This window comes from Streptomyces sp. NPDC028308, assembly GCF_055565855.1.
On record NZ_JBVHTO010000011.1, the window covers coordinates 217,109 to 237,960 of the forward strand.

Sequence of the window (20,852 nt, forward strand, 5' to 3'; positions counted from 1 at the left end):
GCGTACTCAGTCGCTACCGAGTACCTCGTCGCATCACGCCCTCTCTCTCCGCTGAAACCGAGCCGTTGGGATGCTCCTCCGGCTCGGTTCAACTTCCTTCCAGGGCGCTCGAGTTCACGTCCGGCGGCTGTCAGTCGGGCGGGGCCCGTCCGTGGTGCGGGAGTTGAGCATGCGGGTCAGAGTGTCCGCTCGGTCCAGGAGCGTCGTGCGGACCACCGGGGGTGCGTCCTCGGCCGCCGTGCGGGCCGCCTTGAGGAAGGGCTCGTCGACGGCGTACGGCGGGAACAGGCGGTTCGTGAACACCATCGCCGGGATCATGCCGCCGCGCGCGAAGCCGGGCACCAGGTCCAGGTAGCGGCGGGCGTAGGGGGCGAGGAGGGCGTCCTGGCCTGGGCGCCAGAAGGCCGTCGCCACCGGGCCCACGGCGGCGAAGGGGACCGTGCGGTCCTTGACCAGCCGTTGCCAGACCTCCGCCTTGGCGGCCGCGTCGGGGCGGGCCGCCCGTACCGTCAGGGCGCGGATCCAGGCGTCGGGGTCGGGGTCCCGGTCCAGGAGTCCCGAGATCTCGGCGGCCCAGGCGTCGTCGAAGTCCTCGTCCGGGGCGGCGAGTTCGGCCCTTCGGGTCAGCAGGCGCCACCGCAGGTCCACGTCGTCCCCGGCCTGCGCCCGCAGCCAGGACAGGTCGTCGGGCGTCGTCGCGGTGCGGGCCAGTCCGCGCAGTGCGACCTGGCGGCGGCCGGGGTGCCCGGCGAGGCGCCGGCAGGCCGCGGCCACCAGCGCGGTGAGTTCGGGGCGCCGGTGTTCCGGGGCCCACAGGTCCGCGATGTCGGCGGCGAGGGCGAGGTAGGGCTCGATGACCGCGTCGGAGGTCTCGGCGCCCAGGACCGCCGTGACGCAGCGGCCCGCCTCGACGGCGGTGATCTCGCCGGTCACCAGCATGTCCCACACCGTGGCCGTCGCGACGCCGCGCGAGACGGCGGTCGGCAGCTCGGCGGCGGACGACAGCAGGGCGGCGCGCGTGGCGGGGTCGGGCCTCGTCGTGGCGAAGGTGAGGTCGTCGTCGTTGAGGAGGACGAGGTCCGGGTCCGAGCCCGGCGGCAGGTCGAGCGGCGTACGCGTGTCCGCGACCTCCACCTCGATCAGCGCCCGGCGTTCCAGTGCGCCGTCGTGGCGGGCGTAGACGCCCACGTTCAGGACGTGCGGGCGGGGACGGCCGGCCGGTCCGTCCGCCACGAGCACGAACGCGTCGCCGTCCCGCTCCAGCGACAGCCGGTCGGTGCCGGCCGTCTCCAGCCAGCCCGTCCGCCAGGTGTCCAGGTCGCGGCCGCTCGCCTCGGACAGCGCGGCGATCAGGTCCTGGAGCGTGGTCGTGCCCCAGGCGTGCCGGGCGAAGTAGGCGGTCATGCCGGTGACGAAGGCCGCCTCGCCCACGTACGCCATGAGCTGCCGCAGCACGGAGGCGCCCTTGGGGTAGGTGATGGCGTCGAAGATGGAGGCGGCCTGGGCGACGTCGTGGATGGGCTGGCGGATCGGGTGCGAGGTCGGTCCCTGGTCGGCGAGGTACGCCCTGAGCTTGCCGACCGCGAGGTGTCCCGCCCAGGCGTCGGTGTGCGAAGTCGCGCGCTCGGCGGCCCAGTTGCAGGCGAACTCGGCGAACGCCTCGTTCAGCCACAGGTCGTCCCACCAGCGCATCGTGACGATGTTGCCGAACCACATGTGCGCCAGTTCGTGGAGCAGGACCTTCGCGAGCAGTTCGCGTTCCGCCGGGGTGGGCGCGGCACGGCGCAGGAAGTCGTCCGACCAGGTGACGCAGCCGTAGTTCTCCATCGCCCCGCCGAACTCCGGCACGAAGACCTGGTCGTACTTCCGCTGCGGGAACGGCATCCCGAACGCCTCGGCGTAGAAGCCGAGGCCCTGCGCGGTGAGGGTGAAGATGTCGTCGGCGTCCCGGTCGAGGACCGCGGCGAGCGAACGGCGGGCGAACAGACCCAGATCGTGGCCGCCGGCCTCGCGGCGGATCTCGTGGAAGGGGCCCGCGTTGACGACCGTGTTGTACGGCGACAGTGGCGGGGTGTCCGGGAAGTGCCAGCGGCGGGTGGGGCCGAGTTCCTCGACGCGGGGGTCCCCGGAGTTGCTGGTGACCGTCCACGCGGACGGCGCGGTCACCGTGAACGCGTGCGGGGCCTTCAGGTCGGGCTGGTCGAAGCACGCCCAGACGAAGCGGGCCTCGTCCGGTTCGAAGCTCGTCCAGACGTAGACCTCGCCGTCCGCGGGGTCGACCGCGCGGTGCACGCCCTCCCCCGTGGCGGTGTCCGACTGGACGCTCTCGACCCGGAGCACGTTGCGCTCCGCTAGGCCGGGCAGGGGGATCCGGCCGTCCTCCGAGGGGGTGAGCGGGGCGCCGTTCAGGGTGGCGCCGAGCACCTGCGCGGCGCAGTCCACGAACGTCCGCGCTCCGGGTTCGCGGCATGTGAACGTCACGGTGGACACGCACCGCACCTCCGGGCCCTCGGCCAGCCCGGTGAGGTCCACCTCCACGTCGTACCGCTCGACCGCCAGCAGCGCGCCCCGCCGCTCGGCCTCGACCCGGGTCAGACTCCTGGTGCGCGTCGACGCCATGCGTGCTCCTCCGGTACGGGTGTGGATGCGGGTGCGGTTGCGGGCCCCGCTCGCAGCGTAGACGCCCGATCAAGGCCGCAGAGGGTTGCTGCCGTTGCCGCACGGGATCAGGCCACGGCAGCCGCCGGTTCAGCCAACCAGGGCATCAACGGGTGCGCCGGCGAGTGGAGTTGCCGGGGCCGGGCGTCACACCTCGGCGCCCGGTCCTGAAGTCCGTCCGGCGGCCGACGAGCCAGTCGTCAGCGCCGTTTGAACTCCACCGGGCCGCCGTTCATCTCGATGGTGCCGTCCGGGTGGAGGACCGGGCGGCGCTCGGTCATGCGGGCGCTGTACGCCTCGACGTGGTGGATGGCCGCCCCCTCGTCCGCCGTGAAGTCGACCAGCGCGAGGGCGACCCAGTAACGGGTCCTGGTGTTCTCGAAGAGGGGCACGGTGACGGTGGAACCCCGGCCGTCCGTGACGACGACCTTCGCTCCGAAGCTGCGGAAGGAGCCGAACCCGTTGCTCAGCGCGGAGTACGCGCACAGGAGGACGTAACCGTGCTCGTCGGGGCGGACGATGCGTAGGGTCTCGCGGCCGGGGACGCGCGAGTCGCCGTCCAGCCGGATGAAGGGACTCTTCTTCAGGGATCCGAGCCGCTTGTAGTAGACGACGTCGGCGTCCTTGCCCTTCTTCGCCGTACCCGCAGTCGCCGCGGACGTCCCTGGGTGCGCGCCCGGTCGCAGCGGTTCGCCCTGTGCGACATGCCCCGCCTTGACCAGCGTGCCGGGCGTCCGGTCGCCCCGAAGTGCCTGCGCGGACGGCACGAACAGGGCGTACAGGTCGAGGTCCGCGCCCCTCTTCCGGCGCTGCTCGCTGCCGCCGTCCCATTCCAGCGTCGCGGTGACGACCAGTTCGCGGTCCTGCTTGTCCAGTCCGATCGCGGCCCGGCCGCCCTTGTCGAGGCTGATGGCGCCGAGGGGCGGCTTCACCAGGTTCGCGCGCGTAGCGGTGGGCATGGCGCCGGGCCGCACGGTGGTCGCGGGGCCCGTTGGCGGCTCGCCCATCGTCCGTTCGGTGTCCGGTCCGTCGGTGCTCGATACCTCGCCGTCCGGTGCCTCGTCGTCCGGGGCCTCGGGTTCTTCCACCCGGACGCCGAAGTCGGTGGCGAGGCCCGCCAGTCCGTCCGCGTACCCCTGGCCGATCGCACGTAGCTTCCAGCCGGGACCGCGGCGGTACAACTCCATGAGCAGCACCGCGCGTTCGCCGTCCGTGAGAGCCGGCGGGCGGAAGGCGACCGGCTCGGTGCCTTCCTGCGTCGCCCGTACCGTCACCTCCTTCACCTCGCGGAAGGTGCGGGTCACGTCGTCGGGATCGCAGCTGGCGACCAGCACCACCCGGTCCACGTCGGCGGGCAGCACCGCCGGGTCCAGTTCGATGCGCTCAGGGTCTCTCGCGTCGGCTGCCATATGGCGTACGGCCCCTTCCTCGGCGGCGGGCTGGTTGTAGAAGACCATGTCGTCGTCCGACCTGACCTTGCCGTCACCACCGACCAGCAGTGCGCTGAGGTCGACCTGGTCCCCCACCGCGTCCAGTGCGACCGTGATGGTCCCCGAGCCCACCGCCGTGTTCGAGCCCTTGCCCAGTTCAGGCATGCCCGCCACCCCCGTACCCGTCCGCCCCATGGCTCGCGCCACTCTGCCACGGTGGGGGCGGGCCCGTTGGCCCGTTGGGCTTGTGGTCTCGTACGGTGGCGGTCGTGGCGTCCGTACTGGGGTTCGCGGGCCTTGTGGTCGGTGGGCCTGTTCGTCTCCGTCGGCAATACGACCGATGCGGTCGTCCGGGTTCGGGCGCCGTTCACGTTTTTTCGCGAAGGGTCTTTCACCGTGGCAGTCAACGTCCCGCGTCGCAGGGCCGGTTCGGTGCTCGTCGGGGCCGCCGGGGCTCGGCCCTGCACCCTGGTCGTCTGCCGCGGGTGCTGCTGCGGCGACCCGCGCAAGTACCCCGGCATCGACCACGAATGGCAGCTGGAGCGGCTGCGCGCCGGTGCCGAGGCGTCGGGCGGAGGGTTCGCCGTGCGGACGACGGACTGTCTCGGGCCCTGCGACCAGGCCAACGTCGTCGTCGTACAGCCCTCCACCGCCGGCCGCCGGCGGGGCGGCCGTGCCACCTGGGTCGGCTTCGCGATGGGCGACGACTGCACCGAGGAGCTGATCGACTGGGCGACCGCCGGCGGCCCCGGCATCGCCGTCCCGCCGGTCGCGCTGGAGCTGCAGTTCGTCAGCCCGCCCGGTGAGACCCGCAAGCGTGCCCGGACTCGCGCCCGCCGCTGACTCCCGGCTGTTCAGCGGTATTTGGGCCCGGCGACGGGCGGGCGGTGTGGAACCGGTGGTGCCGGTGCGGCAGTCTTCTCCTCCGTGGGGAGCCTTCCGAGTCAGAGCGAGTCGCCCGAAGCCGCCGCGCCCATGGTGGTGTGCGGCGACGACGGTCTCGCGCACCGGCTGGCCGCCGAACTGCGCGGTGTCTACGGCGAGCAGGTGACCCTCGTCGTGCCGCCCGCCGCCCATCGCGGGCAGCCTCCGGTCGTGGGCCGGACCCGGGCCACCGCCCTGTTCGACCGGGTCTCCGCCGTCGTCACACGCGCGGCGGGCAACGGCGACGCGGGCAACGGCCGTACGGCCGCCAACCGCGACCCCGGCGGCGGGACGGGACGTACGCCACCGAACCGGAACGCCGGTGCCGGGGCGGCGCGTACGCCCGCGAACCGGGACGGCGGCACGGCCCGTACGGGTGGCCATCGCGATGCCGGAGCGGTGCGTGGCGCCGAACGCGTGGGCGGTGAGCGGGTGTTGGAGGCCGCCGAGGCCACCGAGGCCGTGCTCGCCGAGGCGGGTGTGGAGCGGGCCGCCGCGCTGGCGCTGGTGTACGACGACGACGAGACGAACATCCGGGCCGCGCTCACCGCCCGCCGGCTCAACCCGCGCCTGCGGCTGGTCCTGCGCCTCTACAACCGGCGCCTGGGTCAGCACATCGAGGCGCTCCTCGACCAGGCGTCGGCCCTCGCCGCGGCCGGTGTCGAGGGCAGCCCCGAGGGGTTCTACGGCTTCGACGCCTCCACCACCGTCCTGTCCGACGCCGACACGGCCGCCCCCGCCCTCGCCGCGACGGCCGTGGCCGGCACCAGCAAGGTCGTCCAGACGGACGGGCTGCTGCTGCGCGCCGTCGAGCGCCAGCCACCGGCGCCGGGCCAGGTCGCCGATCCGGGCCTGTGCACGCTGGCGCTGCTGTCCGCCACCGCCCACGACCCGGCCGGCGCCGACGGTTCCGAGAGCAGCGGTGACCAGGGCCCCCGGCTGCTGCCCGACCAGGAGGCGGTGAACGCGGCCACCGGGCGCGGGACCGTCGTGCTGGAGACGGTGTCGTACTCCGGTCCCCCGCTGTCCGGCGGCCGCAGCGTCGTACCGTTCGCCTCGCTGCTCTCGCGCCGGCTGCGCTGGTCCTTCGTGGGCCTGGTCGCCTGCGTGGTCGCACTGGCGGTGGCGTCGATGGCCGTCACCGGCGAGGAGCCGCTGCACGCCACCTACCTGACCCTGCTCGACCTCTTCGCGATCAACGACCCCGCGCTCGGGGAGAACCTCGGCCGCCAGTTGCTCCAGCTGCTGTCCGGGCTCGTCGGCCTGCTGCTCCTGCCGGTGCTGCTCGCCGCGGTCCTGGAAGCGCTCGGCACCTTCCGCAGCGCGTCCGCCGTGCGCCGGCCCCCGCGGGGACTGTCCGGGCACGTGGTGCTGCTCGGGATCGGCAAGATCGGCACCCGCGTGCTGACCCGGCTGCGGGAGCTGCACATCCCCGTGGTGTGCGTCGAGTCCGACCCGGAGGCGCGCGGGCTCGCGACCGCGCGGCGGCTACGGGTGCCGGTGGTGCTCGGTGACGTCACCCAGGAGGGTGTCCTGGAGGCCGCCAAGATCCATCGGGCGCACGCGCTGCTCGCGTTGAGCAGCGCCGACACGACGAACCTCGAAGCGGCCCTGTACGCCCGCTCGCTCCGTCCTGACCTGCGCGTCGTGCTGCGGCTGTACGACGACGACTTCGCGACCGCCGTGTACCGCACCCTGCGTGCCGCGCACCCCCAGGCGCTCACCCGCAGCCGCAGCGTCTCCCATCTCGCGGCGCCCGCGTTCGCCGGGGCCATGATGGGGCGGCAGATCCTCGGGGCGATCCCCGTCGAGCGGCGGGTGCTGCTGTTCGCCGCCCTGAGCGTGGGCGGGCATCCGCAGCTCGCCGGGCGGACCGTCGGCGAGGCGTTCCGGGCGGGCGCCTGGCGGGTCCTCGCGCTGGACACGGCGGCGCCGGGCGGGCGCCACGCCGACCTGGCGGCGGCACCCGGCACCTCCTCCGGCGGGGAGCGCTCCTCGGGGCTGGTCTGGGACCTGCCGTCCACCTATGTGCTGCGCCCCGAGGACCGGGTGGTGCTGGCGGCGACCCGGCGTGGGCTGGCGGAACTCCTGGGCCGCCGCCCCGGGGACCGGACGGGGTCCTGACCGGAGGTGCGGAGGGAGGGGTGGTGCCGCGGCCCCAGCCCGAACGCCGGTCGGTCCAGGGCCCTACCCGCGTGGGGCAGGCTGGCCTCGCAGGACCGAGCCCTGTGGCGGGCGGAGGCCCTTCCCACGCAGACGCGGGACTCCGAGCGGTGCACGTCGCCGAGTTCGCCCTCGTCCACGAGCTCGCGCCCGGAGCCATGCCCGGAACCGGCCCGGCCCCCGGGGACCGAAACCCCCGCCGCCCCCGGGGAACGTATGTCCCCGTGGAGGTCCGCCCCGGGGAACGTACGTCCCGTCGGGGTCCGCCCCACCGGCCCCCTAACCCCCCAGATGCCGTGCCGCGAAGTCCAGTTCCAGGCGTACCTGCTTGATGCGCTCGTCCACGACCAGTGACCCGTGGCCCGCGTCGTAGCGGTAGACCTCGTGGACGGCGTCGCGGGCGGCGAGACGGGCGACGTAGTTGTCGACCTGGCGGATGGGGCAGCGCGGGTCGTTGACCCCGGCGGAGATGTAGACGGGGACCTTGACCGCGTCGACGTAGGTCAGCGGGGACGACGCCTCGAAGCGCTCGGGGACCTCCTCGGGGGTGCCGCCGAGCAGCGTGCGGTCCATGGCCTTCAGCGCCTCCATCTCGTCGTGGTACGCCGTCACGTAGTCGGCGACCGGGACGGCGGCGATGCCGAGGGCCCAGGCGTCCGGCTGCGTACCCAGGCCGAGCAGGGTCAGGTAGCCGCCCCAGGAACCGCCCGTGAGCACGAGCCGGGAGGGGTCCGCGAGGCCGGAGGTGACCGCCCATTCGCGGACGGCGGCGATGTCCTCCAGCTCGATCAGGCCGACGCGGTGCTTGAGGGCGTCCGTCCACTCGCGCCCGTAACCCGTGGAACCGCGGTAGTTGACGCGCACCACCGCGTACCCGTGGTCCACCCAGGCCGCCGGGCCCGCCGCGAAGGAGTCGCTGTCGTGCCAGGTCGGGCCACCGTGGATGTCGAAGACCGTGGGCAGCGGGCCGCTCACCCCGGCCGGCTTCTGGACCAGGGCGTGGATGCGGCCGCCGGGGCCGTCCACCCAGACGTCCTCCACCGGCACGGAGCCCGGGGACCTCATGCCCGGCGGGTCCAGGACGACGTCCCCCGTGGTCGAGCGCACCGCCGAGGGCTCGGCCGCGGACGACCACAGGTACTCCACGGTGCCGTCGGGACGGGCGGTCGCGCCGGACACCGTGCCGGGAGGCGTGGGCACCCGGGTCAGCTCGCCGGTCGCCGTCTCGTACCTCCACAGCTCGCTGCGGGCCTCGAAGCTGTGCGAGACGAGGAGCGCGGAGCCGTCCGGGTACCACTCGGCGCCCACGTCACCGGGCAGGTCCAGCGCCAGGTCCGTCTGCTCGCCGGTCGACACGTCCCACACCAGGGGCTCCCAGCGTCCGCGCCGCTGGTGCCCGATGAGCAGCCGCGTGTCCCCGTCCACCGGGGCGAAGCCGAGCACCTCCAGACCCAGCTCGACCGTGCCGCCCTCGGTGTCGTCGAGCTCGGCGACCTGCGAGCCGTCGGGACGCAGCACCCGCAGCGCCGAGTGCATCGCGTCACCGTGCTCGGTGTGCTCGACGGCGATCAGGGAGCCGTCGTGCGAGAGGTCGCCGACGCCGGCGGACTCGCGGTGCCGGTAGATCTCGACGGGGTCCTCGCCGGTCCTGGCGAGGTGGATCGTCGAGCCGTCCTCGTCCGTGGAGCGGCCCACGACCGCCGTACGCCCGTCCCTGCCGATCGCCAGACCCGAGGGGTAGGACGGCTCCAGTCCCGGCACCGCGGGCTCGTCGGGGCCGCCGCCGAAGGGCTGGCGCCGCCAGACGCCGAACTCGTCGCCGTCCTTGTCGTCGAACCACCAGATCCACTCGCCGTCCGGGGAGAGCACGCCGTCCGTCGTGCCGTTCGGCCGGTCGGTGACCTGGCGCTGCTCACCCGTGCCGCGGTCCCACGCGTACAGCTCGTACGTCCCCGTCGCGTTCGAGACGAACAGCGCGCGGTGCGGGGCGTCCTCCGCCCAGTCCGGCAGGGACACCCGCGGCGCCCGGAAACGCTTCTCCCAGTCGGGCATCGCCGCGCCGGTCTGCGCGCTCCCGTGCTCCTGCGTGGTCCCGTTGCTCTCAGTCATGGCCCCATAGTGCCTGGCCCGGCCGGCATCGCGCCGAGGAGGTCCTCAGCCTGTGGAAAACTCCGCGCCGGTCCGGCCCTGACGGGCGCCGGGAGTCCTCGGCGACCCCTCACGGCACCCGGTCGGGAGGGCCCGGCGGAGCGACCCCGCGGCCCTGCTCCGCCCGGCGGCCCCGTACCGTGGACGGCGTGTACCGGTTTCTGCTGACGCCCCGCTGGTGGGGGATCAACGTCTTCGTGCTGTTGGCCATCCCCTTCTGCGTCTTCATGGGGTCATGGCAGCTGGGCCGGTTCGAGGACCGGGTGCAGGACCACCGGACGGCGACCGAGCAGGCCGCGTCCGCCGAGAAGCAGGCCGCACGCCCGCTGGACGAGCTGCTGCCCGTGGACCGCAGCACCTCCGGCGCCACCGCCACCGCCACCGGCCGCTACGGCAGGCAGTTGCTCGTGCCGGGCCGCGAACTGGACGGCAGGCGCGGCTACTACGTGCTGACGCTGCTGCGGACCGACGGCGGCAAGGCGCTGCCCGTCGTGCGGGGCTGGCTGCCCGGCGAGGCGGACCCGGCCAAGGCGCCCGCCGCGCCCGCCGGCGAGGTCACCGTGACCGGTGCCCTCCAGGCGTCCGAGAGCCCCGGGTCGAACGGGGTGAGCGCCGCGGGCGGCCTGCCCGCCGGCCAGACCGGCGCCATCAGCACCGCGTCCCTGGTGAACCTCGTGCCGTACGACGTGTACGACGCGTGGATCACCCTCGACCGGGCGGACGGCGGGATGCGGGCGGTGCCCGCGACGGCCCCCCAGGGCACGGGCCTGGACCTGAAGGCGTTCCAGAACCTCGGCTACACCGGTGAGTGGTTCGTCTTCGCCGGCTTCGTCGTCTTCATGTGGTTCCGGCTGCTGCGCCGGGAGGCGGAGTTCGCCCGGGACGCGGAGCTGGGCCTGGTCCCGGACGAGGAGTCCGCCCCCCGGAGCGCTCAGGAACCGGCCAGCAGCCCGGTCCAGTAGACCGTTCCCGAGCAGGCGTTGGCCACCACGGTGGAGGTCGACGGGGCCCCGCCCGACGCGGTATACCCGACCGCGACGCTGCCGTCCACGGTGTCCTCCCTGACCAGCTGTGTTGAGACGCCGGAGTCGGTGGAGGTGCCGCCGCCGCTGTCGCCCGTGCCGCCCGAGGGCGTCGGGTCCGGCGAGGGGTCGCCGCCGCCGGCGGGCGGACACGTCTGCGAGGGCACCCAGGCGAACTTCACCACGTACGAGGTGCCCGGCTTGAGCAGCAGGGCGGCCTGTTCCTGGGAGGGGTCGGGCAGTCCGGAGGCCGCGTCGCCCGCGACGTGCCGCACCGCCGTGACCTTGCCCGGGTCCGCGGCGCCGAGCGCGGAGGCGCCCACGGTGCCGGGCCCGGTGACGGTGCAGGGAACACCGGAGACGTTGGAGACGGAGAACGAGCCGTAGACCACGCCGGTGGAGTCCGGGGAGCCCGCCGATCCGTTGGCGCCGAGCTGGGCGGCCGTGCAGGGCGCGTCGCCCACGACCGGGGCGCTCGGGTCGGCGCCGCTCGTGGCACCCGCGCCCGCCTTGCCCTTGTCCTGCTTGCCCTTGCCCTGCTTGTTTTTGTCCTTGGAGGTGCCCGCGGAGCCGCCCGAGCCGCCGCTGCCGCTGTCCTGTCCCTTGCTCTGGCCGACGCCCCCCTGCGTCTCCTGGGAGTTGCCCACGACGGACGGGTTGGCGTTCGAGCCGTTGGAGTTCGAGACGTGCACCAGGGCCGGGACGGCGGTGCCGATGAAGAGTGCGGCGGCCGCCATGCCCACCACGGCCTGGCGCTTGCGGGCGCGCCGGGCCGGCACCGCCCGGCGCAGGTGGTCCAGGGTGCCGTCGGTCGGTTCGATCTCCTCCACGGCGCTGTGCAGCAGCCTGCGCAGCGCCAGCTCGTCGGAGCCGAGCCCTTCGGGGCCCTGTTCTTCGGGGCCGTAGTTCACAGTTCCGTTCCCAGCGTGCGAGTGGTCGTGGTCGTGCTCGGGGCGCCGTTCGTCGTGCCTGCTCATGCCGGTGCCTCCATGGCGACGCGCAGCGCCGCGATGCCGCGGGAGCCGTACGCCTTGACGGACCCCAGCGATATCCCCAGCGTGTCGGCGACCTGGGCCTCGGTCATGTCCGCGAAGTAGCGCAGCACCAGCACCTCGCGCTGCCTCCGCTGGAGGCCCTTCATCGCCTTGATCAGGGCGTCCCGCTCCAGCTGGTCGTACGCACCCTCCTCGGCGCTCGCCATGTCCGGCATCGGCTTGGAGAGCAGCTTCAGACCGAGGATGCGCCTGCGCAGCGCGGACCGCGAGAGGTTCACGACGGTCTGGCGCAGGTAGGCGAGCGTCTTCTCGGGGTCCCGGACGCGCTTGCGCGCCGAGTGCACCCGGATGAAGGCCTCCTGAACGACGTCCTCGCAGGACGCGGTGTCGTCGAGCAGGAGCGCCGCCAGACCCAGCAGCGAGCGGTAGTGCGCGCGATAGGTCTCGGTCAGATGGTCGACGGTGGTGCCCGCCGCCGTGCTGTCCTCAGCGCCGTCGCGCTGGTTCGGTATGCGGGCCGGCCGCGCTGCGGGCATGGGGGCGATCACCGGCATGCCGCCGGGCGCGCCGGGGCTGCGGGGTCGGCGGGGTGGACGCAGGGCGGTGCCCCTCGTCTGTACCGCGGTGAAATCGAGTACCTCTGCCACGCCAGTTGGACACGTCTGCCCCCGTCAGGGTTGTACGCGTCAGGCATCGCATTTGCGTCAGGCACCCCGTTTGACGTGGAGTCAAATGCCCTCATGCGTACCAGCTCTTCCCTTGTGCCCCGTTTGCCGTGAAGTTCGGACGCCCCCGAAGTGCGTCCGCAAAGACGCTCCCCGCCCTCCGCGCGGTTGCGGAGGACGGGGAGAAGAATCTTCGGACGCCGAGGCCGTGCGATTCAAGTGGTCCGGACCATTTACCGGGACACAGTTCCGGCACAACCTCCAGAGATCCTACAAACGAATCCGCCGAGGACCCCCGGGTTTTCCGGCCGGGGGCCCTCCGGGGCGCAGAACCTACGCGCCGGAGATCTCCGCCGCCACGAGCTCGGCGATCTGCGCGGTGTTCAGCGCGGCGCCCTTGCGCAGGTTGTCGCCGCAGACGAACAGTTCGAGCGCGGTGGGATCGTCGAGCGCACGGCGCACCCGTCCGACCCAGGTCGGGTCGGTGCCCACCACGTCGGCGGGGGTGGGAAACTCCCCGGCGGCCGGGTTGTCGAAGAGGACGACCCCGGGGGCGGTGGCGAGGATCTCGCGGGCCTTGTCGACGGTGACCTCGCCCTCGAAGCGGGCGTGGACGGTCAGCGAGTGCGTGGTCACGACGGGGACGCGTACGCACGTCACGGCGACCCTCAGCGCCGGCAGGCCGAGGATCTTGCGGGACTCGTTGCGGACCTTCATCTCCTCGGAGGACCAGCCGTCGTCCGCGAGCGTCCCGGCCCACGGCACCACGTTCAGGGCCACCGGCTCGGGGAACGGCCCCGTGTTGTCCCCGACGGCCCGCCGCACGTCGCCCGGCTTGGTCCCGAGGTCCGTGCCCGCGACCAGCGCGAGCTGCTGGCGGAGCGTGTCCACCCCGGACCGCCCGGCGCCGCTCACCGCCTGGTAGCTGGAGACGACCAGCTCGCGCAGGCCGAACTCGGCGTGCAGCGCGCCCAGGGCGACGATCATGGAGAGGGTCGTGCAGTTCGGGCTGGCGATGATCCCGCGGGGCCGCATCCGCACCGTGTGCGGATTGACCTCGGGCACCACGAGGGGCACGTCGGGGTCCATCCGGAAGGCACCGGAGTTGTCGACCACGATCACGCCCTTGGCCGCGGCGAGAGGCGCCCACCGGGCCGACACCTCGTCGGGCACGTCGAACATGGCGACGTCGACGCCGTCGAAGGCGTCCTCGGTGAGCGCGACGACCTCGACCTCCTCGCCGCGCACGGCCAGCTTGCGGCCGGCCGAGCGCGGGGAGGCGATCAGGCGGATCTCGCCCCAGATGTCCGCGTGCTGGGACAGGATCTGGAGCATGACGGTTCCGACGGAGCCGGTCGCACCCACGACCGCGAGCGTCGGCCGCCCGCTCCGCGACCCTGACGGGGACATCAGCGGCCCGTGCCTCCGTAGACGACGGCCTCGTCGCTGTCGGAGTCGAGACCGAACGCGGTGTGCACGGCGCGCACGGCCTCGTTCACGTCGTCGGCGCGGGTGACCACGGAGATGCGGATCTCGGAGGTGGAGATCAGCTCGATGTTCACCCCGGCGTCGCTGAGCGCCTCGAAGAAGCCGGCCGTGACGCCCGGGTTCGTCTTCATACCGGCGCCGACCAGCGAGATCTTGCCGATCTGGTCGTCGTAGCGCAGCGAGTCGAAGCCGATCTTCTGCTTGGCCTTCTCCAGCGCGTCGATGGCCTTGCGGCCCTCGGTCTTGGGAAGGGTGAACGAGATGTCCGTCAGACCGGTGGAGGCGGCGGACACGTTCTGCACGACCATGTCGATGTTGATCTCGGCGTCGGCGATCGCGCGGAAGATCGAGGCGGCCTCGCCGGGCTTGTCCGGGACGCCGACGACCGTGACCTTGGCCTCGGAGGTGTCGTGAGCGACACCGGAGATGATGGCCTGCTCCACCTTCTGGTCCCCTTGCTTCGGCTCGTTGCTGACCCAGGTGCCCTGCAGTCCGGAGAAGGACGAGCGCACGTGGATCGGGATGTTGTAGCGGCGGGCGTACTCCACGCAGCGGTGGAGCAGCACCTTGGAGCCGGAGGCGGCGAGCTCCAGCATGTCCTCGAAGGAGATCCAGTCGATCTTCCTCGCCTTCTTCACCACCCGCGGGTCGGCGGTGAAGACGCCGTCCACGTCGGTGTAGATCTCGCAGACCTCGGCGTCCAGCGCCGCGGCGAGCGCGACGGCGGTCGTGTCCGAGCCGCCGCGGCCGAGGGTGGTGATGTCCTTCTTGTCCTGCGAGACGCCCTGGAAGCCGGCGACGATGGCGATGTTGCCCTCGTCGAGCGCCGTCCTGATGCGGCCCGGCGTGACGTCGATGATCCGCGCTTTGTTGTGGACCGAGTCGGTGATGACACCCGCCTGGCTGCCCGTGAACGACTGGGCGCTGTGGCCCAGGTTTTTGATCGCCATCGCCAGCAGGGCCATGGAGATCCGCTCTCCGGCGGTCAGCAGCATGTCGAACTCTCGTCCGCTGGGCATCGGAGATACCTGCTCGGCGAGATCGATCAGCTCGTCCGTCGTGTCGCCCATCGCGGAAACGACGACGACCACCTGGTGGCCGTTCTTCTTCGCTTCCACGATCCGCTTGGCGACGCGCTTGATGCCCTCGGCATCGGCTACGGAGGAGCCTCCGTACTTCTGCACGACAAGGCCCACGTGCGCTCCTCGCTCAATCCGTCTCTGCACCGCACAACTGCGGTCGGCTCAGTCTATCGAGCGGCCGGAATTCCCCTCCCCGGTATCGCATGGTGAGATGTCCCGCTCACCACATGATCACCGGACCGGGGTCCCGGCCGCTCCAGGACGGCACCTGCCCGAAGCCGGGCGGGTCACTCGGAAAGTGCGCCGTGTCACAGAGCGGCCGGTGCGGGCCGTGAGCGCCTGGTAGGCGCCCCGGCCCGGGACGTCACTTGACCTCGCGCAGCCCCAGCGGTCCCGCGATCTCCTCGGCCATGACCCGGCCCGCCTCCTCGGCGAGCGCGTCCTCGCTGAGGTCCTGGTCGGTGTCGAGCCCGTCCAGCTCCTGCAGGGGCTGGTTCAGCCGCACGTGGGCGACCAGCGACTGCAGCGCGCGCAGCGTCGCCGACGCGGTGGAGCCCCAGTTGGAGAAGTAGGAGAACTGCCACCACCAGAGCGCCTCGGTGGTGCGGCCGGCGCGGTAGTGGGCCATGCCGTGCCGCAGGTCGGCCATCACGTCGGCCAGGTCGTCGGAGATGCGCGCCGGGACCGGGGCCTTGCGGGGCTCGTACGGGTCGAAGACCTCGGAGTAGACGTCGACCGGGTCGAGCATGGCGGCGAGGCGCAGGCGCAGGTCGTCCACGTCCGGCTCCGGGCCCATGTCCGGCTCGTAGCGCTCGTCGGGGAGGATGTCCTCGTGGGCGCCGAGGCGGCCGCCGGCCAGCAGCAGCTGGGAGACCTCGAGCAGCAGGAAGGGCACGGCCGAGTCCGGCTCGTCGCCCTTGGCGACCTCGGTCACGGCGACGAGGAAGCTCTCGATCTGGTCCGCGATCTGGACCGCGAAGTCGCCGGGATCGGGTGTCGTCGCGTGCAGCGTGGCGTCAGACATCTAGGAGTCGTCTCCCCTCGAAGGCGCGGCCGAGCGTGACCTCGTCCGCGTATTCCAGGTCGCCACCCACCGGGAGGCCGCTGGCCAGGCGGGTGACCTTGAGGCCCATGGGCTTGATCATGCGGGCGAGATACGTGGCCGTGGCCTCGCCCTCCAGGTTCGGGTCCGTGGCCAGGATCAGCTCGGTGACCGTGCCGTCGGCCAGCCTGGCCAGCAGCTCCCTTATCCGCAGGTCGTCCGGGCCGACGCCCTCGATCGGGCTGATCGCGCCGCCGAGGACGTGGTACTTGCCCCGGAACTCACGCGTGCGCTCGATCGCGACGACGTCCTTCGGCTCCTCGACCACGCAGATGACCGTCAGGTCGCGGCGCGGGTCGCGGCAGATGTTGCACAGCTCCTCCTGCGCGACGTTGCCGCAGGTGGCGCAGAAGCGGACCTTGGCCTTGACCTCCATGAGGCACTGCGCGAGCCGGCGGACGTCCGTCGGCTCGGCCTGGAGGATGTGGAAGGCGATCCGCTGCGCGCTCTTGGGACCGACGCCGGGCAGCCGCCCGAGCTCGTCGATGAGGTCCTGGACCACGCCTTCGTACAACGGACTGCCTCTCCTGTGCTTCGTCGGTACGCATCAGTGTCCTGGTACGTACGGTAGTTGGCCGCCGCCGGTCTCCGAAAGGCGGGCCGGGCCCCGAACCGGCGGCTCCGGCCCCGCCCCGCGTCAGAAGGGCAGACCGGGGATGCCGCTGCCGCCGCCACCGAGACCCTGGGCGAGCGGGCCGAGCTTCTGCTGCTGGAGCGTCTGCGCGTTCTCGTTGGCCGCCTGGACGGCCGCGACGACCAGGTCCGCGAGGGTGTCGGTGTCCTCGGGGTCCACGGCCTTCGGGTCGATCTTCAGGGCCTTGAGCTCGCCGGAGCCCGTCACCGTCGCCTTCACCAGACCGCCGCCCGCCTGGCCTTCGACCTCGGTGCGCGCCAGTTCCTCCTGCGCGGTCGCGAGGTCCTGCTGCATCTTCTGGGCCTGCTGGAGCAGCTGCTGCATATTGGGCTGGCCACCACCGGGAATCACGATCAGCTCCTGGTTTCGTACGGCTGTATGGGCGGGGGTTTCCCGTCCAGCACGAGCCTACGTGGTCGGGGGGTCGGCCGCCCAAGCACTCTTTCGAGTGAGGCGACCCGGAAGCCTATACCTGATCAAGGCCCACTTCCGGGCGGAAAAGCGCTGAAACCCGGGCCATCGCCACCCATTGGGCGGTAGGAAAGGGGGCGGCGCTCCAGCACCAGCCGTCACAGGCGTCGAGCAGCCGTCACGCAACGTCATGAGTAGGGAGTGCCGGGTGAGCCAGCCGGAGATGCAGCCCGAGGGGCCGCCCCGGGACGACCGTGGCGAGGGCGCCGCGGGTCCCCGGCCGGGCGACTTCACCGGACGGCCGTTTCCGCTGGGCGACTGGGGAGAGCCCGCCGAGCGCCTGCACGAGCTGTACCGCTGGGTGGAGCAGGGCGCGCTGGACACGGCGTCCTGGTATCTCGCGGACCGCGTGTGGAAGCGGCGCGGGGCGCGGGCGCTGCGGTCCGGCGCGGCGGCGGGGGCCGTCACCGGTGCGGCGCTGCCGCTGCTCGACCTCACCGGGGTGGTGGCCGGGGTCGCCTCCTGGGGGTGCCTGGCGCTGCTGCTCGCGGTGGCGTGCGTGGCCGGCGACCGGTTCTTCGGGGTGACCTCGGGGTGGATAAGGGACGTGGCCACCGCGCAGGCCGTGCAGCGCAGGCTCCAGGTGCTCCAGTTCGACTGGGCGTCCGCGAGCGTGCGCGAGGTGCTGGGCCCGGCCGAGGGGACGGCCGGGGACGCCGCCGACCGGTGCCTCGGGGTGCTGCGCCGGTTCTGCGAGGACGTGACCGAGCTGGTGCGGGCGGAGACGGCGGACTGGATGGTGGAGTTCCGGACGGGTTCGGCGCCGCTGGGGATGCAGACGTCCGTGGTGGGGGCGCCCCGGGTGGACGGGACGCCGCCGAGCCGGTTCCCGCTGCCGCCGGGCGCCCGCCCGAACATGCCCCGCCAGCGCCCGCCGGAGCCGCGGTGACGCCCTGCCCGCCCGGCTCGGTGCCGCCCGGAGCCGCGGGGACGCCCTGCCCGCCCGGTTGCCGTCGGCTACGGCGCCGGGTCCGGGAAGGCCACCGGGCTCCTGAGCCCGGCCCGGTTCACCGCGCGGACGCCGAAGAAGACGTTGTCCTTGGACAGGCCGACCTCGTGCGAGGTCACGTCGCCCACCTCGATCACGTGGGTCCACTCGGGCGCCGTGGTCTCGCGCCAGACGATCTCGTAGCCCGCGAGGTCGGGCTCCGTGCCCCGGGTCCAGGACAGCGTGGTCGTGTTGGTGAGGGCGGCGGTCGCGATCCGGCCCCCGCGCGGGGTGCCCGGGGCCTGGGCGAGGGTCCACAGCGCCGCCGCGTTCACCTTCGCGACCCGGGCGACGAACCCGAAGTCGCAGAACTCCGGCAGGTCCCCGTACCGCGTGCCGTCCTCGCCGACGCGCACGTCCTGGTGCTGGTGGGCGAAGTCCTCGGCCGGCTCCGTGAAGCGGGCGGCCGGGTACGCGCGCTCCAGGAAGGGGATGTGGTCGCCGCCCCGGCGGTAGCGGTCGCGCCGGTGGACGACGCGGACGTGCATGCCGGTCGCGTCGTTGTCGGCCGTGTCCCGCACGAAGCGGGCCAGCTGCCGGGCCGGTGAGTCGTTCTCGCCGCCCACCGAGCGGCGGACCGCGGCCTGTTCCGGGGTCTCCGAGCTCGGGACGCCCTCCGCGAACAGCCGGACCGTGTACGGGTCACGGGTGCCGTCGTCCGCCGTGGAGCTGCCGACGATGTCGTCGGTGAACATGCCCTGCACGTCCGCGCCGGCCGACCTGAACCGCTCCGCCATGTGCGTGGCGCCGTACAGGCCCTGCTCCTCCCCGGCGACCGCCGCGAAGACGATCGTCGCGGCCGGCCGGCGCCGTGCCATCACCCGGGCCAGTTCGAGGACGACCGCGACCCCCGAGGCGTCGTCGTCGGCGCCGGGAGCGTCCGAGGTGGCGTCCATGACGTCGGTGACGCGGGAGTCGTAGTGCCCCGACACGACGTAGATCCGCTCCGGCGTGACCGAGCCGCGCAGCGTCGCCACCACGTTCGTGATGCGGGTGGCCGTCGGGATGCGGCTCGCCGGCTCCTGGACGTACGACTGGAGTTCCACGGTCATCCGGCCGCCCGACACGGCCGCGTACGACCGCAGTTCGGCCAGCAGCCAGTCGCGGGCGGCGCCGATGCCGCGCACCGGGTCGTCCTGCACGGAGAGGGTGTGCCGGGTGCCGAAGGAGACCAGGGTGCGGACCGTCGCCTCGACGCGGTCGCGGTCGATCTCCCGCAGCAGCGCGCGCAGTTCGCGGGAGGGCGGCTGGGCGGTCGCGGGCGGGCGGGCGCCGTACCCGGTGCCGGCCGCGGTCTCCGGCGCCCCCAGCGCCGTCGCCCCCGCGCCGGCCGCCGTCGCGGTCAGGACCGATCTCCTGCTGGGCCGCATGGTGCCTCCCGGTACTGGCGCGCGGCGAGTGGAACGGGACCCTGCCAGAGTCGTGTACGCGACAAGCGGCGGGCAAGGGCGCGGACCGGCCGGGTCAGTCCTGGCCGCAGATCCGCAGCCCCACCGGCGTCCCGCACGGCAGATGACCGTGCGTGCGGATGACGTCCTGGCCGCCGCCGCGGCTGATGTAGTCCAGGAAACTGGAGGTCAGGGAGTCGGCGGGCGGACGGCCGTAGATGTAGGCGTACTCGATCTCGCGGTACGGGTAGTCGCCGATCCCGTGCTCCAGTTCCTCCACGGACGGGTCGTGGCCGTCGAGGGCGAGCCGGTGCAGTCCGTCGAAGCCGGTGGCGAGGTTCAGCTCGCTGTAGCCGATCGCGCCGGGCTGCCGGGCTGCCGGGCGACCGTACTCAACACCTGCTCGGTGGAGTCCAGTTCGCAGCGCACCACCGGGGCCGAGGCGTCGTCCTTGTGGACGCAGTCGAGCGAGGAGTTGGCGATCTCGCCGCGCCCCAGCACCCGCCGCTGGAACACCTGCCGGGTACCGGAGTTGGCGTCGCGGCTGACCAGGACGACCGGCCGGTCCGGGCCGCCGAGCTGCTTCCAGTTCCTGATGTCCCCGCGGTAGACCCGGCGCACGTTGGCGCGGGACAGGCTCTTGATGGGGATGTCCTCGTGGACGACGAGCGTGAACACGGACACCGCGACGCGGCTCTCCCGCAGTTGGGGAAGTCCGCCCGGCTTGCGCCCGTCGGAGAGGGCGACCACGGCCGGGGAGCCGCCCTCGGACGCGGCACCCGCGGCCTCCAGCTCCCGCACCCCGGCCGTACTGCCGTGCGCGTCCACCGTGATCTGCGAACCCGCGCAGTCCTTCTCGTACTTGCCGGCCAGCTCACGCATCACCGGCGCGAACGCGGTCGAACCGGTCACCGTCAGGGTGCCCCGCGCGCAGCCGATCGGGGGCGGGGTGTCGTCCCGGACGACGACGATCGCCGCGAGCGTCACCACGCACACCGTGAGCAGGACGGTGATCAGCCGGGCGGGACGGCTGAACAGCGGCGGCTTGTCGTCCGGCGTCGTACTGCGGTTGGGGCTCACCACGCCGTCCCGGATGCCGCCGATGAGCCGTATCGGGCATCCGACGTCGCCGCCCGACAGCAGCACCAGCAGCTTGAAGTGCTCGCCCCGGTTGAGCGGGACGCGCGGGATGCGCAGGGTGCCGTCCTCGTAGCTCAGGCCGGCGGCCGGGCTGAAGTGGCCCATCAGGTGCTCGGTGCCCGGCGGCTGGGTCACCGAGACGCCCCGGATGGTGCGGCCGGTGAACACCGCGGTGAGCCCGTGCCTTTCACGGCCGGTGTAGTCGTCGTCGGCGATGCTCCGGGAGCCGTCGTTCTCGATCCGCAGCAGCACGAGCGTCGCGTCTGCCATCCCCGGCGTCTCGTCGAACAGCCCGAGCCGTACGTTCGCGATCCCCGAACGCACGTCGTCGCCGATCGGGTTGTCCATCTGGACGCGGTAGCCGATCCGTTTGCGCCGCGGCACCCGGCGCTCGTACCAGACCATCCCGGCCGACGCGGCGATGCCCACCACGGCGGTCGCCACCGCCACCACGTTCTCCGCGCTCAGCCACTCCACCTGGCCACTCCCCCGGGCCGCGCGGACCCCGAGCCGCGCGGTGCGGACACGGTACGGCCCAAACGGGGAACGGCCGG

Annotated in this window: 15 protein-coding genes and 1 pseudogene; 4 read left to right on the forward strand and 12 right to left on the reverse strand. The window is 73.0% G+C overall.

Translation table 11 applies throughout. From position 1 onward, the window contains the following. Positions 1-114 precede the first annotated feature (114 nt). Positions 115-2,619, reverse strand: coding sequence for an aminopeptidase N (gene pepN, locus ACZ4VA_RS26020; RefSeq protein WP_468082619.1), 2,505 nt, complete (start codon positions 2,617-2,619; stop codon positions 115-117). A gap of 239 nt (positions 2,620-2,858) precedes the next feature. Then, the gene (locus ACZ4VA_RS26025) at positions 2,859-4,253 is read right to left on the reverse strand and encodes a TerD family protein (RefSeq protein WP_468082621.1); all 1,395 of its coding nucleotides are present in this window, start codon (positions 4,251-4,253) and stop codon (positions 2,859-2,861) included. Positions 4,254-4,484: 231 nt separating this feature from the next. Here ACZ4VA_RS26025 and ACZ4VA_RS26030 point away from each other — a divergent pair, with 231 nt between their 5' ends. Together ACZ4VA_RS26030 and ACZ4VA_RS26035 are read left to right on the forward strand one after the other, a co-directional pair. Then, positions 4,485-4,931, forward strand: a complete 447-nt coding sequence (locus ACZ4VA_RS26030; RefSeq protein WP_355781799.1) for a (2Fe-2S) ferredoxin domain-containing protein — start codon at positions 4,485-4,487, stop codon at positions 4,929-4,931. A gap of 132 nt (positions 4,932-5,063) precedes the next feature. After that, positions 5,064-7,136 carry an NAD-binding protein gene (locus ACZ4VA_RS26035; RefSeq protein ID WP_468082769.1) on the forward strand — a complete coding sequence of 691 codons (2,073 nt, stop codon included), beginning with the start codon at positions 5,064-5,066 and terminating at the stop codon, positions 7,134-7,136. 318 nt (positions 7,137-7,454) lie between these two features. Here ACZ4VA_RS26035 and ACZ4VA_RS26040 read toward each other — a convergent pair whose 3' ends face one another. Further along, the gene (locus ACZ4VA_RS26040) at positions 7,455-9,284 is read right to left on the reverse strand and encodes a S9 family peptidase (RefSeq protein WP_355781801.1); all 1,830 of its coding nucleotides are present in this window, start codon (positions 9,282-9,284) and stop codon (positions 7,455-7,457) included. 188 nt (positions 9,285-9,472) lie between these two features. On the opposite strand from ACZ4VA_RS26040, the gene ACZ4VA_RS26045 reads away from it, so the two are divergent. After that, positions 9,473-10,285 (forward strand): SURF1 family protein, encoded by an 813-nt coding sequence (locus ACZ4VA_RS26045; protein WP_356163796.1) that lies wholly within the window; start codon positions 9,473-9,475, stop codon positions 10,283-10,285. Here ACZ4VA_RS26045 and ACZ4VA_RS26050 read toward each other — a convergent pair. From ACZ4VA_RS26050 to ACZ4VA_RS26080, 7 genes are all read right to left on the reverse strand, one after another. After that, on the reverse strand, positions 10,255-11,322 hold the full coding sequence (locus ACZ4VA_RS26050) for a hypothetical protein (RefSeq protein ID WP_468082624.1): 1,068 nt from the start codon (positions 11,320-11,322) through the stop codon (positions 10,255-10,257). The genes ACZ4VA_RS26045 and ACZ4VA_RS26050 overlap by 31 nt on opposite strands. Further along, on the reverse strand, positions 11,319-11,894 hold the full coding sequence (locus ACZ4VA_RS26055; protein ID WP_355784016.1) for a SigE family RNA polymerase sigma factor: 576 nt from the start codon (positions 11,892-11,894) through the stop codon (positions 11,319-11,321). Before ACZ4VA_RS26055 ends, ACZ4VA_RS26050 begins: the two co-directional genes overlap by 4 nt. A gap of 444 nt (positions 11,895-12,338) precedes the next feature. Further along, positions 12,339-13,415, reverse strand: a complete 1,077-nt coding sequence (locus ACZ4VA_RS26060) for an aspartate-semialdehyde dehydrogenase (RefSeq protein WP_355783997.1) — start codon at positions 13,413-13,415, stop codon at positions 12,339-12,341. Continuing rightward, on the reverse strand, positions 13,415-14,689 hold the full coding sequence (locus ACZ4VA_RS26065) for an aspartate kinase (RefSeq protein WP_355784000.1): 1,275 nt from the start codon (positions 14,687-14,689) through the stop codon (positions 13,415-13,417). The genes ACZ4VA_RS26060 and ACZ4VA_RS26065 overlap by 1 nt, the downstream gene beginning before the upstream one ends. A 250-nt stretch (positions 14,690-14,939) precedes the next feature. Next, entirely contained in the window at positions 14,940-15,599 is a 660-nt protein-coding gene (locus ACZ4VA_RS26070) for a DUF5063 domain-containing protein (protein ID WP_355784003.1), read from the reverse strand. After that, the gene (gene recR / locus ACZ4VA_RS26075) at positions 15,592-16,191 is read right to left on the reverse strand and encodes a recombination mediator RecR (protein WP_351419838.1); all 600 of its coding nucleotides are present in this window, start codon (positions 16,189-16,191) and stop codon (positions 15,592-15,594) included. Before recR ends, ACZ4VA_RS26070 begins: the two co-directional genes overlap by 8 nt. Before the next feature lie 123 nt (positions 16,192-16,314). Next, positions 16,315-16,662 (reverse strand): YbaB/EbfC family nucleoid-associated protein, encoded by a 348-nt coding sequence (locus ACZ4VA_RS26080; protein WP_355784007.1) that lies wholly within the window; start codon positions 16,660-16,662, stop codon positions 16,315-16,317. A gap of 268 nt (positions 16,663-16,930) precedes the next feature. Between ACZ4VA_RS26080 and ACZ4VA_RS26085 the strand changes: the two genes are divergently transcribed. After that, entirely contained in the window at positions 16,931-17,671 is a 741-nt protein-coding gene (locus ACZ4VA_RS26085) for an SLATT domain-containing protein (protein WP_468082627.1), read from the forward strand. Between the two features lie 68 nt (positions 17,672-17,739). On the opposite strand, the gene ACZ4VA_RS26090 is transcribed toward ACZ4VA_RS26085, so the two are convergent. Together ACZ4VA_RS26090 and ACZ4VA_RS26095 are read right to left on the reverse strand one after the other, a co-directional pair. Continuing rightward, positions 17,740-19,140, reverse strand: coding sequence for a M20/M25/M40 family metallo-hydrolase (locus ACZ4VA_RS26090; RefSeq protein ID WP_356238028.1), 1,401 nt, complete (start codon positions 19,138-19,140; stop codon positions 17,740-17,742). Positions 19,141-19,234: 94 nt separating this feature from the next. After that, positions 19,235-20,775 (reverse strand): annotated as a pseudogene (locus ACZ4VA_RS26095) (substrate-binding domain-containing protein). Positions 20,776-20,852: the final 77 nt, after the last annotated feature.